The sequence below is a fragment of the Deinococcus puniceus genome, from assembly GCF_001644565.1.
Lineage (GTDB): Bacteria > Deinococcota > Deinococci > Deinococcales > Deinococcaceae > Deinococcus > Deinococcus puniceus.
The window spans coordinates 2,026,934-2,041,768 of the sequence record NZ_CP011387.1; the positions used below are offsets into that span (position 1 = coordinate 2,026,934).

Sequence of the window (14,835 nt, forward strand, 5' to 3'; positions counted from 1 at the left end):
GGCGCGGAAGCTCAGCTGCTGAAGCTGAGTTGGTAAAGAATGGCTGCCGGTCAGGATGCCGTCATTCGCGCCGCGCTAGGATACGCCCCGTTCTATGCGTCCACTTCTGACCCTCTCCCTTTCGTTGCTGGCCGCTGCGCTCCTGCCCCATGCGCGGGCCGCCACGCCCCAAAACGTCCTGGCCCTGCCGACTCCCGCGCCCCTTCAGACCCCTGCCGTCACGCCCTCTTCTGGCCCCGTGCCTGCCGAAACCATCACGCTAGACCGTCTGAGCGGGCCATCGTTCCTGCGGATTCCCAACACGTGCCGGGTGCAGAAATGTGCGCTGGTGGTGGTCGCGCACCCACGCGGCCAGAGTGCCGAGAGATTGCACAACAGCCCGCAAGTCAACGTACTCATTCAGGCCCTGCTGGACGCCTCTTTTGCCGTGCTGCTCAGCGACGACGGCGGCGAAAATACGTGGGGCAGCCCCGCCGCGCTGGATCAGGTGGCCGGACTGCACACCGACGCGGTGAAAGAGTTCGAGTGGAGTGGCCGCACCTACGCGCTGGGCCTGAGCATGGGCGGCCTGCTGGCCCTGCGTTCGGCACTTCCCGGCAGCCCTTATGCGGTCAGTGGCGTGGCGCTGATAGACGGCTGGGCCGATTTGCGGGCCGCGTGGGGCGGTTCCATGTCGCGCCGCACCGAAATTGCCGACGCTTACGGCCTTGGCACGGCCCCGCCCGATCCGTCGCTCAATCCAATGGCCCAACTGATGAACCACGCTCCCCTGCCCCTGTTCGTGGCAGCCAGCCCCGACGACGGCGTGGTGTCTATGAAAGCCAACGCAGACGTGCTGTACAGCAGGGCCGAAGCGGGCGTCAGCGATTGGGTGATCCTAAACGGGCCACACTTGGGCGGCAACCGCTTTACACCCACGCTGGCCCGCCAACTGGCCGGATTTTTTGAGCGACTGGAAACACGGGAACTGGCGCGGGGCGGGGTGCGGCGGTAGGAAGAGCAGAATAATTTATGACGCACCGCCCAGAGCTTAAAACCTTGGGCGGTGCGTCACTCTTTTCAGGCAACGTGGAGTTTGCGTTTACATGGCGCTAGGAACCTCAATTCCAATCAATGCCAGCGTTTCTTCAAAGGCGTGGCGCAGCCTTGCCACCAGAGCAAACCGCGCCTCGCGCAGACCTTCGGAGCTTTGCAGCACGTTGGTCACAGGCTTCCCGGCCTTGTCTTTGGCGTTAAACCACGCATTGAACGACGTTGCCAAATCGAGGGCGTAAGCGGCCACCACATGCGGCGAATGCACGCGCACCGATTGGGCTACGACTTCGGGCAATTTGGCGACGATTTTGGCGAGGGTCAGGTCTACGTCTAGGAGTGCGTCCCAATCGGCCCCCACACCACTCACGTCATGCCCGGCTTCCTGCCCCTTGCGGAGAATGCTGGCGGCACGCACGGCGGCGTACTGCACATAGGGCGCGGTGTCGCCGTTGAGGGCCAACGCTTGATCCCAACGGAAGTCGATTTGGCGGGTGGGTTCAGCCTTCAGCATGGCAAAGCGGATCGCACCGATACCGATGCGGCGGGCAATTTCGGCGGCGTCCTCACGGGCGGCCAGCGTAGGATTGACTTCGTTCAGCACGGCCAACGCCCGCTTTTCGGCCTCGTCCATCGCGTCGTCGGCACTGACGGCAATACCCTTGCGCCCGCTGATGGTCTGGCCTTCCAACGTCACGAACGCATAGCTGAGGTGGATGCTGCGCTCTTTTTTCTCGTGTTCTCCCGCCACGCCGAGGCTGCTGCGAACCACCGTTTGCGGGTGGTCTTGGCGCGAATCGATCACGTTGATGACTTCCTGCGCGTGCCCAAAGCGGCGCTCCACGTCGGGCTGACCATCGGGGGCGCTCGTCCAGACCGTGTGGCCTTCGGGATTGGTGGTGAAGGGCTTGAATTTCATGCCCTCGAACAGGCCGAATTTCCAGAACTGGTAGCCGATGTCTTTGGCGGCGTACATGGCCGTTCCATCGGTGCGGATCAGCACCACGTTGGGTTCTTCCAGCCCCGGCATAAATTCCGACACGTCCATCACGAACGCGCCCACATACTTGCCCTCGGTGGGGCGCGAAGTGTACGGACTGTTCTTCAAGATGTTCATGGCTTCGGTGAGGAAACCGCTGCCCACCACGTCGGATTCCCAGTTCAGCAGGTCATAGCGTGCGCCGAGGCGAAAGCAGGTGTGCAGGTGCGCGTGAACCACTTTTTCCACTTCTTCGCGCAGTTCTCCGGCTTCCAGCTTGTGCATGATTTCGGCAATGCCCGGTTCCAGCGCGGCCTTTTGCGGATCGGCATTCAGGCGCACGTAGCCCTCGCCCAGCCAGCGGTCATACTTCTGCACGCCGTCCCAGACTAGGCTGTAGTGGTTGACCGCAAAGATGGATTCCGCCGCCTGCCGCCCGGTGTCGTCGATGTAATTCTGAACCTCTACCGTGTGGCCCGCCGCCCGGAAAATGCGGGCCATGCTGTCGCCCAGCACCACGTTCCGGAGGTGGCCCACATGCAGCTCCTTGTTCGGGTTGACGCTGGTGTGTTCGATCACCACTTTGCCCACCCGCGCTTCAATTTGCGCCGGGTTCTCCACCACATTCCGCACGAATTCGCCCCGGTTCACGAAGAAATTCAGGAACGGCCCCGCCGCCTCCACCTTCTGAATTCCGGCGGGAAGCTGAACGGCGGCGGCCAGTTGCGCGGCGATCTGCGCGGGGTTGCCGCCGAGAGCTTTGGCAATAAGGAAGGCGGCGGGCGTGCCGTAGTCGCCCGCTTTGCTGGGGGGCGTTTCCTGAATGGCCGCGTCGGTGCCTTGTGCGCCGAGCTGCGCGGCAGCCGCTTCTACGGCGAGTTTGAGTTGAGCCTTGAGATCCATAACATGGGAGTTTATCAGCGCCGCAACCCTAATGAGCAGGGGGCAACAGCCTCAGCGCACCACCAGTGCCACCACTTCCGCTTGTACCCGCAGCGGCATTCCGGCAGATTCGGCGTCCAGCCACGCGGTCAGGCGGTAGCTGCCCAACGTCAGGGGCGGCAGCATTCGCCTGAGGGTCAGGGTGTCGCCGGGAGCCAGCGTGCGCGTCAGCAGAATTTCGGTGCAGCCGATGCGCCCGCCTGTGCTGGGGGCAGAAACGGCCTTGCCATCGGCGCGAATAACGGCCACCAGCGGCGGCAACTCGCACGATCCCCAATTGACCTGCGGTGTGTAGCGGAAAGTGACCGGGCGGGTGGAGGTGTTGCGAATGCCCAGAGTGACTGTCACACCCTTCACGTCGGCAGAGGCGCTGGCAACCGCAATCAGGCCGAGGTTGGCGGGCGGTGCCGGGATGTTGATTTGTGGCTTGGGCGGCGTGGGACTGGGTTGGACAGTGGGTTGAATAGGCGGGGGTTGAACGGGTGGAAGTTCAACAGTTGCAGACGCGGCGGGCGGCACAGGGGCGGCTATCGGCTCAGCGCCCGGGGCAATAACTGGCGCAGGAGCAACAGGCGCAGGCGTCGGCCCACGCAACCCGCCGAAGACCGCGCAACCGGTCAGTAGAGTTGGCATCAGCAGCAGCGTGAGCTGTTTCATTCTCAGCCGTTTCACCGCACCGTCACCCGCACTGGTTGGGCCGAAAGTTTCAGGGATGCGCCATTACCGGAACCTGCAAACCAGCCCTCGATCATGTAGTCACCGGAGGCAAGCTCCAGCTCACGGGTATAGGTCACGGCCTCACCCTTGCCTGCCGTGTCGCTGCGGAAATCTTGGGCACACAATCTGGGTTCTCCGGCCAACGGATACACCACTTCCCGCGTGCCCACCCGTAGCACTCGCACCAGCGGCGCAACAGCGCAGTTCTGATCGTTGTCGCGGCCCGCACCCAGTTGCACGGCGGCAGCACCAGCGTTGGCAACTTTCAACGTGAGGGGCACACGGCCTGCCACACTGCGTGGCGCGATCAGGGTTGCAGTTAGGCCGGTTGGCACGGCAACAGCCACAGGCGGCACGCCTACCGAAGTCCCCACCGGGATGGGGGCCGGTTCTACGAAGATAGGCTGCCAGTTTTCTACCGGGGGCAATTCGGGCAGCGCGGTGGATTGCGCCCCGATCCAAGCAGGCCAGAGCAGTAAGGCAGCAAGCAGGGCAAGGCGCAGGCTCATGGCTTCAGGGTACGGCGGAAGTGTGACGGGGGGCTGATAGGGGGCGGCGTAAGGTGTTGGGGCGGGTTCGCCGCTTGGACGCCCCCTTACCCAGCTCCCGCAAGGGGCGAGGGCAACCGCTTTAATTGGAGGTTTCTTAGCCCCTTAGACGCCCTTCTCACCGCCGCTCAAGGCTTCCCCTGCCCCGCATAGAACGCCGCGATGCCCTCTGCGACGGCCTGTGCCAGCCTTTCTCGTCCGCCCTTGTCCATCAGGATTCGCAGGTTGCCGGGGTCGGTCAGGTAGCCCAGCTCTACCAACAGACTGATCTGGGTGCTGGGGCGGGTGAGGGCCAGATTTGCACCCGGCTTCAGCCCTGCGCCGGGGCCGAGATCGGGCAAGGTGCGGCGCAGGGAGGCCAGAATCTGGGCCGAGACGCCCGCCGCCTGCGGGTGCGTGAAGTAGATTTCCGGCCCCCGGATGCCGCGCGGATCGCGTCCATCAGGCAGGGCATTGGCGTGGAGAGACACCAGCAGATCGGCGCGGGCGGCTTCGGCAGCTTCTGCGCGTTCGTACAGGCCCAGCGTCACGTCGGCAGTGCGGGTCAGGATCACGGTGGCCCCCTGCGCCCGCAAGAGTTCGGCGGCCCGCAACGTGATGGGCAGCACCAGCCCTTTTTCGGGTACGCGCAGACTGCCCGCCCCGCCCCACTGCGTGCCGCCGTGCCCCGCATCCAGCGTGATGACCCGGCCCACCAGCGGTTGAGCCGGATCGAGGGCAGGCGGGCGGCGCACCGTGAGCAGCAAATCCGAGCCGTCGTAATGGGCGCTGAAGCCCCACGCCTGAGCCGCCGTCAGTTCCAGCGTCAGGCGCGACACACCGGGGCCAGCAGGCGCGGCAGTCAGGCGCGAGAGCAGCGGATCGGCGGGCAGAGCATCCACCACAGGCGGCGCAGACAGGCCGTACAGCGTGAGCGTCAGCCCGCGCCCATCGTCGGTCTGATCGAGGGTGAAGGGGACGCGCAGGCCACCCAAAGGCACCCGCACGCGCAGGTCAGAGGTGGGCGCAGTCGGAACAGGGGTTACGGGGGGCGCTGGTACGGGTTGAGGGGTGGCCTGCTTGGGGCGTGGCGGTTGCGGGGGCAATTCGGGCAAGTTGGATTCTGGGGGAGCCGGGTTAGAGGGAAGGGGCGCGGGCGATTCGGGCGGGGTGATCGGATCGGGGGGGATCGGCACGGGCAAGACTTCCGGCAAGGCAGGGGGAACTGCGGGCAATCCGTCCAGCACAACGGTTCCTGCCGTTCCCACACGCGGCGCACCGGGCGTCAGGGCCACCTGCGTTGCCGTGACCAACGCCGATACGCCGGGGGCCAGCCGCACGCGCAAGTCGTCGCCCTGCCGCCCTACCGCCGCGAACGTCATGCCGTTTCGGGGGTAGAGGAAGGGATCGCCGCCGAGGGTGGTCAGCAGGTTGGTGGCGTCGTTGAGGCCCAGCCCGCGCACCGTTCCGGGCCGCTGGGTGGCGGTGCGTGGGCCAGCCGCCGTGCTGGTCAGGCGTCCGGGGGCGGCGGCAGCGGTGGTGCGCCCGTCGCGGCCTGTGAGGGACACTGTGAAGGCCGCATTTTGCACGCGGGCAGTGGCAGGCAGCGTGTAAGTGGCAGAATACTGGCCCGCTGGCCCTTCCTGCATGGTCTGCACCGCGCCCCCCGCCAGCCGGAACGTGGCCCGGCCCCCCGGCGATCCCCGGAAACTGACCCGAATGCTGCGCTCGGCGGGAGCATCGGCGGCGGCGTCCCAAAATTCCAGATTCATACGCGGCGTCACGCTGTCGCGGTCTAGGGCGGTAGGCGTGGCAGGCAGGGCGCGGGGCACGGTACGAATCACGCGCAGGGTGCGGCTGCCCGTTTGCCCGCCCGCCGCCGTGACCAACCGCAGATCGTTGGTGCCCACCCGTAACGGCCACCACAGCATAAACAGGCCGTCTGCGCCCACACTCACGGCCTGCCCACCGATCTTCAGATTGGCTCCCGGCGTCACGCTGCCTTCCAAAATCACATGATCGAATGCCACACGGTGACCTTCGGGTGGGTAGGCCACGAACACATCGGGGGCGGCGCGGGCAGAACAGGCGAGCGGAACGGCAATCAGGGCGGCGAGGAGGGCAAAGCGGGACAGCAGCGGCATAAGGCAGGGTTTAGCACGGCGGGGAATGGGCCGGATGTGTGCGGGGAGGTGAGGAGGCGAGCGGCAGTTATTGATGTGACTTGGAAGGTGAACCCCCCCTTTGCTGACGCAACGCCCCTCCTTAGAGGTGGGGACTAAAGCTCTTGCGCTCCCCTCTCAGGGGGGCTGGCTGCGAAGCAGACTGGGGGGTTCGCCCGGAAACGTCTCCCCCAAAACATGTAGAAAACTTTACAACTCCCCGCCCTATCCCGCCGGCTGACCTATCATGGCCGCACCCATGAATGACGATCTGCTGCGGGCTTACCGGGAGGCGCTACCGGACTACGAGGCACTCAGGGACGCGGCGGTGGCCCACACTACGCGCCTGCTGACGGCGGCGGGCCTCAACATTCACCACATCACCGGGCGGGTCAAGCGGGCGGGGAGCCTAGAGGACAAATTGCGGCGCAAGGCGGGCCGCTACGACTCTCTGGACGACGTGACCGATCTGGTGGCCGTGCGCGTCATCACCTATTTCGAGTCCGATGTGGGCGTGGTGTCGCGCCTGATCGAAAAGCATCATGAGGTGGACTGGAACCACTCGATAGACAAATCTAAGATGCATGACCCCGACAGATTCGGCTACATGGGCGTGCATTACGTGGTGCGCGTGCCCGAAGGCGGGTTGCAGGGCGAGGGCTTGCCTGTGGGCGGGCAGCTTGCCGGGGCCAGATTCGAGGTGCAGATTCGCTCGATTCTTCAACACGCTTGGGCCGAAATAGAGCATGACTTGGGCTATAAAAACCGGGACGCCGTGCCGCGTGAGGTACGCCGCCGCTTTTACCGCTTGGCGGGCCTGCTGGAAATGGCCGACGAGGAATTCATGGCCCTGCACCGCATGACCCGCGACTACGCCGCCACCTTGCCCGAACGGGTGGCCGCCGCCCCAGACGACGTGTTTATAGACGCCCAGAGCATGACCCACCTGCTGACGCTGCCGCCTGTGCGCGATTTGGATACGGCGGTGGCTAAAGAGTTGGGCGTGCGCCTGCTCTCTCACTGGTCTGACCCGGAACGCCCGCAGCGCCTTGCGAGCCTGCTGCATTACGTGGGCGTGCGCTCGGTGGGCCTGCTGCACAAGGAACTGAAGCGCAACGAGGGCGACATCAAGCGGTTTGCGGCGGCGCTGATGCCCCGGCTGCGGCAGGCGTGGACTCCGGCGGGCGGCGCTCGCCCCGGCACCAGCGTGGTGCATTACGCGCTGCTGCGGGCGTGCAGCAATGCCAGCCTCGAACCCAGCGAAGTCGTGACTCTGCTTGACCTGAGCGGCGCGGGCAACGAGGCCGAGATGGTGCGGGCGGTGCGCGAGGTCTATCAGGAGGTGACTGGACTCACGGCAGCGGCCCGGACTCCACCTGCCGGGATTCTCTAGCCCATTCCGCTGAAAAACTTGGCAATTGTTAGGCATTGTGCCCTAGAAACTTGACATTTATTAACCGGGCGTCCAGAATCCAGCCTAGAGATACCCATGACCAACGACATTCTTTCTCCCGACGCCGACGCCCCTTACACGCCGCTGATTCCCGCGCATTCGTGGGCCATCATCGATTCCACCTTGCGGGAAGGCGAGCAATTTGCACGGGGCAACTTTAAGACTGGCGATAAAATAGAGATCGCCCGCGCCCTAGACGCGTTTGGCGTTGAATTTATAGAAGTGACCACGCCGATGGTGAGCCAGCAGACGCAGGCCGACATCCGGCAACTGACTGAACTGGGGCTGAACGCCAAAATTCTGACCCATGTGCGCTGCCATATGGACGACGTGCAGCGGGCCGTAGACACGGGTGTAGACGGCCTAGACCTCTTGTTCGGCACCAGCAGCTTTCTGCGCGAATTCAGTCACGGCAAGAACATTGGGCAGATTATCGAGGCCGCGCAGGAAGTGATCGGGTGGATCAAAACCAACCGGCCAGACCTGCAAATCCGCTTCAGTGCCGAAGATACCTTTCGCAGCGAAGAGGCTGATTTGATGGCGGTGTATGCGGCGGTGTCCAAGTTGGGTGTGCATAGAGTCGGGCTGGCCGATACGGTGGGCGTCGCCACGCCCCGGCAGGTCTATACGCTGGTGCGCGAGGTTCGCAAAGTGATTCACGACGGCTGCGGCATCGAGTTTCACGGCCACAACGACACGGGCTGCGCCATCAGCAACGCCTATGAAGCGGTGGAAGCCGGGGCCACGCACATCGACACGACCATTCTGGGCATCGGCGAACGCAACGGCATCACGCCGCTGGGGGGATTTTTGGCCCGCATGTTCACCTTCGATCCGCAGGGCCTCACCGAGAAATACAATCTGGAACTCTTGCCCGAACTTGACCGCATGATTGCCCGCATGGTGGACTTGCCGATTCCGTGGAACAACTACCTGACCGGGGAATTTGCCTACAACCATAAGGCCGGAATGCACCTGAAGGCCATCTACCTGAATCCCGGCGCATACGAGGCGATTCCGCCGGGGGTGTTCGGCGTAGGCCGCCGCATTCAGGCCGCCAGCAAGGTCACGGGCAAGCACGCCATCGGCCACCGCGCCCGCGAATTGGGGCTGCACTACGGCGAGGACGCCCTGCGCCGCGTGACCGATCACATCAAGGCGTTGGCCGAACACAATGAGTTGGACGACGCGCATTTGGAGCAGGTGTTGCGGGAATGGGTGAGCGCTTAATCGGCGTTGGTGGGTGAACCCCCCCGTTGCTGACGCAACGCCCCCCCTTAGAGGGGAGGACAACTGCTTTTTCGCTCCCCTTGAGGGGGGCTGGCTGCGAAGCAGACTGGGGGGTTTACCCGGAATCGTCAGTCGAATTGAGCCACTCAACGTCAATGAGGTCAGGCAATCATTGAAGTCGGTTAGAACTTGGTCACCGTCCCGTCCCCGCCAGACGCTACCCTCTAACCCGTGAGCGCCGCCGATCCCAGTTCCAGAACCGCCCATACCTACCGCGTCTTCCCACCTGTCGGAAAAACGGTGGCCGTATTTGCTGATGCTATGGGCGATCTTCAGGCCCAAGCTGCACAGGCCAAAGCGCCCCTCAGCGCCTTCATAGAATCGGCGGATTTTTCGGGCGTCAGCCTCCGCATTTTTACCCCCACCCGCGAAAAGGGCGAGAGCGATTCGGCAGCGGTGGCCGCTTTGGCGCACCTGTTCGCGGCGGGCCAGATTGCCGACGTGACCGAAGTGCAGATGGGCGGCAAGAGCGTGGGAGCGCAACTGTGCGGCGGCGAATGGCTGCTGCTTCAGGGCGATGTGACGGCGGGAGAGGTACAGGCCGATTTTTCGCCCATTGGCCTGACGGGTGCGGCATGGGCGGCTTCGGCGGGCCGCGCCAACTTGGTGGTACAGGTGCCCGATTTGGTTGCGCTGGACGGCTTCATACCCGACAACGCCACCATTTCAGACCTGAACCGGGCCACCGATACTACTGGCTTAATTCTGTACACACTGACCGCTGAGGGCCGTGAAGACGTGAGCTTCCGGGCGTTCGGGCCGCTGAAGGGCTTTACCGAAGACGCCGCGAGTTCCAATATGTTCGCCTGCTTGGTGGGCGTGCTGGCGGCGCGGGGCCAGTTGCCAGACGGCGCGGAAAGCATTCGCGGGGCGCAGCGGCAACCGGGACAATTTGCGCGGCTCACGGCCCAGTTTGTGCCCACTGAGACGGGAGCAAATGGCGTGTGGGTAGGCGGCAAAGCGGTACAGACCGGGCCAGATTCTTGAGCATTCCAGCACGGCGTACCACCCTCGCCGATCTGCGGCACGACTGGTCTGCGGGCGCAGGCATCGCGGGCTTTGTGGTGGTGTTGGTGGGGGCTGCCAGCAGCATCGGCCTGCTGGTGGGCGCGGCGCGAGATTTTGGTTTGTCGGCGGGCCAGACGGCCAGTTGGGTCTTGGCCTGCTACCTCGCCATCAGTATTTCGGGCGCGGCGCTGACGTGGCGCACGCGGGCACCCATCAGCATGGCGTGGAGTACGCCGGGGCTGGCGCTGGTGGCCTCGGTGGCGGCCAGCAGCAGCCTCACCTACCCCGAAGTGCTGGGCGCGTATGTGCTGAGCGCCGCCGTGATGTTGGTGCTGGGCGCAACGGGCGCGTTCGAGCGGGTGACGTCGCGGCTGCCGCCTGCTTTGGCGAATGCACTCTTGGCGGGCGTGCTGCTGCCCTTCGTGCTGGGCGCATTTCGGGCCTTGCCTGTGGCTCCGCTGCCAGTGGGCGGCATGTTGGCCGTGTTCGTGCTGGGCCGAATTTATTTTGCGCGTTGGGCGGTTCCGGCGGCGCTGGTGGTGGGTGCAGGATTGTCGGTGGCGGCGGGCATGGTGGGCGAGTTCAATCCGGCTGGAGCCTCTATTTTCGGCACGCTGGTCTGGACGACTCCGGCCTTCAGTGTCCGGGCTGCCCTGAGTTTGGCGCTGCCCATGACCATTCTCACGCTCGCTTCTCAGCAGTTGCCGGGGCTGGCAGTGCTACGGGCCTGCGGCTTCGGGCGCGTTCCGGCCAGTCCACTCATCACGGCGTCGGGCATTGGCAGTCTGCTGGCGGCTCCATTCGGCGGGCATTCCACCAATCTGGCGGCCATTACCGCCGCCATTTCTGCCGGAGAAGAAGCCCACCCTGACCCGGCGCGGCGCTGGCCTGCCAGCATCAGCGCGGCATTCTTTTATCTGCTGCTGGGCGTGTTCGCGGGCTGGTTGGTGGGGGCGGTAGCAGCTATTCCGGTGGCGGTGGTGTCGGCGCTGGCGGGGCTGGCATTGGTAGGAACGGCGCTCAGCAGTCTGGTGGCCGCACTGGGCGCGGGGCCAGAGCGGGAAGCCGCCTTTTTGACATTGGCGATTACGGCCAGCGGCGTAACGGTCTGGGGCGTGGGCAGTCCGGTGTGGGGCCTGTTGGTGGGCGGCGCGGTGCTGTGGCTGGGGAGGCGACGGGGGAAGGTCTAAGAGTCTAAAGGTCTAGGGTCTAAGGAAGGTCAATCGCTTCGCTCACCCCTACACCCGATCCCACCAATCCCCGCCCACGCCGTATCCTCTCCCCATGCCTTCCACCGATACCTTGCCCTTTGCGCTGCACGCCTTCCGCGATCAGTTTCCGCCGCTGCTGAATGGGCGGGCGTACCTCGACAACGCGGCGGGCGGCCTGCTTCCCCGGCGTTCCATAGAGGCGATTACGGCGCACCTGACGCAGTTCGGGGCCACCAATGCCATGCCCAGCCACGCGCCGGGGCAGGCAGTACTTGACCTGAAAACGCGGGCGCGGGCGGCGACTGCCCTCTTTCTGAATGCCGAAGCACCCGATGTGGCACTGGGGCCAAGTTCTACGGCCCTGAATTTCCGCTTGGCGGCGGCCTTTGCACGGCTCTGGGGGCCGGGGGACGAAGTGATTCTGAGCGGGCTGGAGCATGAGGCCAACGCCAGCCCTTGGCGAGAGCTGGAGCACGTAGGCGTGACGGTGCGCGTGTGGCACGCCCGCCAGCCCAGCATGCAACTGCATCTGGATGACCTGCGGAGTCTGCTGACACCGCGCACCCGCCTCGTGGCTGTGACCGCTGCCAGCAACGTTCTAGGCGTGACCGTGAACATTCCCGAAGTGTCGGCAATGGCCCGCGAATCCGGAGCTTGGACAGTCGTAGACGCCGTTCACGCTGCCCCACACGCCTTTCCCGATGTGGGGGCGTGGGGCGCGGATTTCGTCTCGTTCAGCCCGTACAAGGTGTGGGGGCCGCACTTGGGGGCACTGTGGATTCGGCCAGAACTGCGCGGGCAGTTGCCTTGGCCCAAGCTCAGCTTCGTACCAGACGGCGATATTACGGGCATGGAATACGGCACGCCGCCGTTTGAGTTGCTGGCGGGCTGGCTGGGCACACTGGATTATCTGCGCGAATTGGGCGGCGCAGAACTGCTGACCCGCGCTGCGTTGCAAGCCGCCTCTACCCGCATTGCCGACTTAGAACGGCCTGTGCTGACGCACCTGCTGGAAGGGCTGCTGCACACTCCGGGCGTGACGGTGTACGGCCCGCAAACTGTGGAGGGCCGGGTGGGAACGGTGGCCTTCCGCGTAGACGGCCAAGCGCCTCCCCAGACCGCCGAAGCCCTCAGCGCACGCGGCGTAGATGTGGGCGCGGGCCACTTTTACGCGGTGCAGCCCCTACAGGATTTGGGCGTGTACCCGGAAGGCGTGGTGCGGGCCAGCATCGCCCACTACACCACCGAGGACGATGTGCAGCGGTTGCTGGACGGCCTGAAACAGCTATAGGGAATACAAAAAGCGCTCCCTCAACTGGTGAAGGAGCGCACTGGAAACGCGGCGTGCGTCAGGAAACTGGAAGTGAAGGGTGTGACGCTTGAACAGTCAGAAGTGCGGCGTGATGGGCTGAAATGTAAGAGTTTTGGAGCATTAGCCCGGTCTGCCCACTTCGGAGGTCGGCTTACCCCGCCGGGGGGTGAATCCTCGCCCGCACTATGCCGCGTTTCCAGCGTTGATTATCGGTTCAGTCGGTCAGTTCTGTCAACCAGTTGGTCTGCTGAATCCGGGTTTCCAGTTCGCGGCGCTGGCGGGCCAAAGCGTCGGCCTGAGCCTGTAATTCACGGGCCGGAATGACGGCTACGGTACGAAGTTCGCTGTTGCTATACCGCTGCTGTTTCAGGGAAGCCGCGTCTGCCGCAAGGCGCAGCATTCTGAGGCGCAAATCCAACATGTCACGCTCAGTCAGGGCTTCGGTCAGGCTGGGCGCATCCGGCAGCAGGCCCAAGCGGGTGCCGAGATTGGTGCGGTGAATGCGCGGCAGCAGCGCTTCCAACGCCTCTACCACGCTCATATATTCGGCAATCAGAGCGCGGGGATCCTCGGAGACCTCTTCGCCTTCCTGAATTTGTAGATTGCTCGTAATTCGCTCTGTCAGTTGAGCGGCGCGTTTTTGCAGGTCAGCACGTTCGATCAGGGCTTCGGCAAGCTTCATGGTCAGCTAGAGTACTGCATTCATTCAGAGTGCTGCATTCAACTCATCCCTGAACCGCTTGGCCGCTGCCACACTCGCTGCTACATCTAGCCCGTTGGCGTACTGCACGCCCCGGCTGGCACTGGCAAGTGCGCCCGTTCCCCCCGCATGAAAGGCAGGCGCGAGGTCTGCGGCGGTGGCTCCCTGTGCGCCCAACCCCGGCAACAACAACAGGGCGCGGGGCATCAGGGCGCGGAAGGTGGCAAGGTCACGGGCGTGGGTGGCCCCTACCACTGCGCCCACGCTGGCATACTCTCCATCCACTGCATCCCCTTCCAATTCTTCCGCGTTCAGGCGGGCCACTTCTACGGCCACCCGCTCGCTGATGCCGCTGCCCTGCACATCGTTCTGATCGGGATTGCTGGTCTTCACGAGCACGAAGATTCCGCCGCCATTGGCCCGCGCCGCCGCTACAAACGGGGTCAGGGTGGCAAAGCCTAAAAATGGATTGACCGTCAGGGCGTCTCCGGCGTGGGGGCCGCCCAGCCAAGCGCGGGCGTAGGCCTCGGCGGTGCTGCCGATGTCACCGCGTTTGCCGTCCAGAATCACGGGCAGGCCCAGCGTGCGGGCCAGCGCACAGACCTCTTCCAGTAGAGCAAAACCGGGCAGGCCCAAAGCTTCAAAAAAAGCCAATTGAGGCTTGACGCAGGCGGCGAACGGCGCGGTGGCTTCCAGCACATCCAGCGTATGCAGCCGCAAATGCGCCGTATCGCGGTAGGCGTCGGCGCGGGGGTCTAGGCCCACACACAGCCGGGTCTGGAGGGTGCGGGTGCGCTCAGTAACGGCGTGGGCAAAGGCAGGCAGCGCAGGCATCGGGGAGCAGGCTAACACGGCTGTTGGCGGCGGCAAAAGCCAGGGCCGCGCACCGCCGCGCTACACTGGCGGCTATGCGGCTTTCGGCCACCGACGTTTACGCTTTTCAGGCGCTTGGCTATTTGGGCCTTCAACACGGGGGACTGCAACATGGGACGCCTGTGGCCGCCGAGCCTCCAGCGGGCCAAGGCGTGGGCCAGCCCGCCCGCTGGATTTCCAGCGACGAAATCAGCGAGGCCACTGGGATTCACCGCCCGTACTTGGTACGGATTCTGGCCGCGCTGACCGCCAAAGGCGTGGTGAAAAGCAAAAAGGGCATCGGCGGCGGCTACGCACTGGCCCGCAAGCCTCAGCTTATTTCTCTGTGCGAGGTGGTGCGGGCCATAGACGGCCCGGTGGCCCCGCTGAGTTGCATCAGTCTGAACTGGCACGAAGAATGCGTGGAGCAGGAGCGTTGCCACGCCCGCAATACCATCTATACCCGCATGCGAGACGCGATGCTGGCCGTGCTGCAAGAGTTCAGCGTGCAGGATTTGGTGGTGGATGCGCGGCAGGGCGTGAGCTACGGCCACTGCCTCGGCCACCTGCTGAAGCCGAACGCCTGAGCAGGCCCCCCACTGCCCCCCAACAAAAAGCAGACAAGTTGATCATTCTTGTCATCTAATGCT

The 14,835-nt window shown here is 64.5% G+C and carries 13 protein-coding genes; 7 read left to right on the plus strand and 6 right to left on the minus strand.

The window, feature by feature from the left end; all coding sequences use genetic code 11:
• Positions 1 to 94 precede the first annotated feature (94 nt).
• On the plus strand, positions 95 to 994 hold the full coding sequence (locus SU48_RS09245) for an alpha/beta hydrolase family protein (RefSeq protein ID WP_064015004.1): 900 nt from the start codon (positions 95 to 97) through the stop codon (positions 992 to 994).
• 87 nt (positions 995 to 1,081) lie between these two features.
• On the opposite strand, the gene SU48_RS09250 is transcribed toward SU48_RS09245, so the two are convergent.
• The 4 genes from SU48_RS09250 to SU48_RS09265 all read right to left on the minus strand — a co-directional run bounded on the left by SU48_RS09250 (position 1,082) and on the right by SU48_RS09265 (position 6,341).
• Positions 1,082 to 2,914: an arginine--tRNA ligase gene (locus SU48_RS09250; protein WP_064015005.1), complete on the minus strand. Its 1,833-nt coding sequence runs from the start codon at positions 2,912 to 2,914 to the stop codon at positions 1,082 to 1,084.
• Positions 2,915 to 2,965: 51 nt separating this feature from the next.
• Entirely contained in the window at positions 2,966 to 3,586 is a 621-nt protein-coding gene (locus SU48_RS09255) for a hypothetical protein (RefSeq protein WP_157451137.1), read from the minus strand.
• A 35-nt stretch (positions 3,587 to 3,621) separates the two neighbouring features.
• Positions 3,622 to 4,179 carry a hypothetical protein gene (locus SU48_RS09260; protein WP_064015007.1) on the minus strand — a complete coding sequence of 186 codons (558 nt, stop codon included), beginning with the start codon at positions 4,177 to 4,179 and terminating at the stop codon, positions 3,622 to 3,624.
• A 167-nt stretch (positions 4,180 to 4,346) separates the two neighbouring features.
• Positions 4,347 to 6,341 (minus strand): N-acetylmuramoyl-L-alanine amidase family protein, encoded by a 1,995-nt coding sequence (locus SU48_RS09265; protein ID WP_064015008.1) that lies wholly within the window; start codon positions 6,339 to 6,341, stop codon positions 4,347 to 4,349.
• Between the two features lie 277 nt (positions 6,342 to 6,618).
• On the opposite strand from SU48_RS09265, the gene SU48_RS09270 reads away from it, so the two are divergent.
• From SU48_RS09270 to SU48_RS09290, 5 genes are all read left to right on the plus strand, one after another.
• Positions 6,619 to 7,752: a GTP pyrophosphokinase gene (locus SU48_RS09270; protein ID WP_064015009.1), complete on the plus strand. Its 1,134-nt coding sequence runs from the start codon at positions 6,619 to 6,621 to the stop codon at positions 7,750 to 7,752.
• Between the two features lie 96 nt (positions 7,753 to 7,848).
• Positions 7,849 to 9,042, plus strand: coding sequence for a homocitrate synthase (gene lysS / locus SU48_RS09275; protein ID WP_064015010.1), 1,194 nt, complete (start codon positions 7,849 to 7,851; stop codon positions 9,040 to 9,042).
• Positions 9,043 to 9,273: 231 nt separating this feature from the next.
• Positions 9,274 to 10,089, plus strand: coding sequence for a PhzF family phenazine biosynthesis protein (locus SU48_RS09280; protein ID WP_231881589.1), 816 nt, complete (start codon positions 9,274 to 9,276; stop codon positions 10,087 to 10,089).
• Complete coding sequence (locus tag SU48_RS09285) at positions 10,086 to 11,300, plus strand: benzoate/H(+) symporter BenE family transporter (RefSeq protein ID WP_082869734.1); 1,215 nt, start codon at positions 10,086 to 10,088, stop codon at positions 11,298 to 11,300. Before SU48_RS09280 ends, SU48_RS09285 begins: the two co-directional genes overlap by 4 nt.
• Before the next feature lie 94 nt (positions 11,301 to 11,394).
• On the plus strand, positions 11,395 to 12,612 hold the full coding sequence (locus tag SU48_RS09290; RefSeq protein ID WP_064015011.1) for a cysteine desulfurase-like protein: 1,218 nt from the start codon (positions 11,395 to 11,397) through the stop codon (positions 12,610 to 12,612).
• 235 nt (positions 12,613 to 12,847) lie between these two features.
• On the opposite strand, the gene SU48_RS09295 is transcribed toward SU48_RS09290, so the two are convergent.
• A complete protein-coding gene (locus SU48_RS09295; protein WP_064015012.1) occupies positions 12,848 to 13,315 on the minus strand; it encodes a DIP1984 family protein in 468 nt (155 codons plus the stop codon).
• 24 nt (positions 13,316 to 13,339) lie between these two features.
• The gene (gene pyrF, locus SU48_RS09300; protein ID WP_064015013.1) at positions 13,340 to 14,167 is read right to left on the minus strand and encodes an orotidine-5'-phosphate decarboxylase; all 828 of its coding nucleotides are present in this window, start codon (positions 14,165 to 14,167) and stop codon (positions 13,340 to 13,342) included.
• A 74-nt stretch (positions 14,168 to 14,241) separates the two neighbouring features.
• Between pyrF and SU48_RS09305 the strand changes: the two genes are divergently transcribed.
• Entirely contained in the window at positions 14,242 to 14,772 is a 531-nt protein-coding gene (locus SU48_RS09305; RefSeq protein ID WP_064015014.1) for an Rrf2 family transcriptional regulator, read from the plus strand.
• Positions 14,773 to 14,835 lie beyond the last annotated feature (63 nt).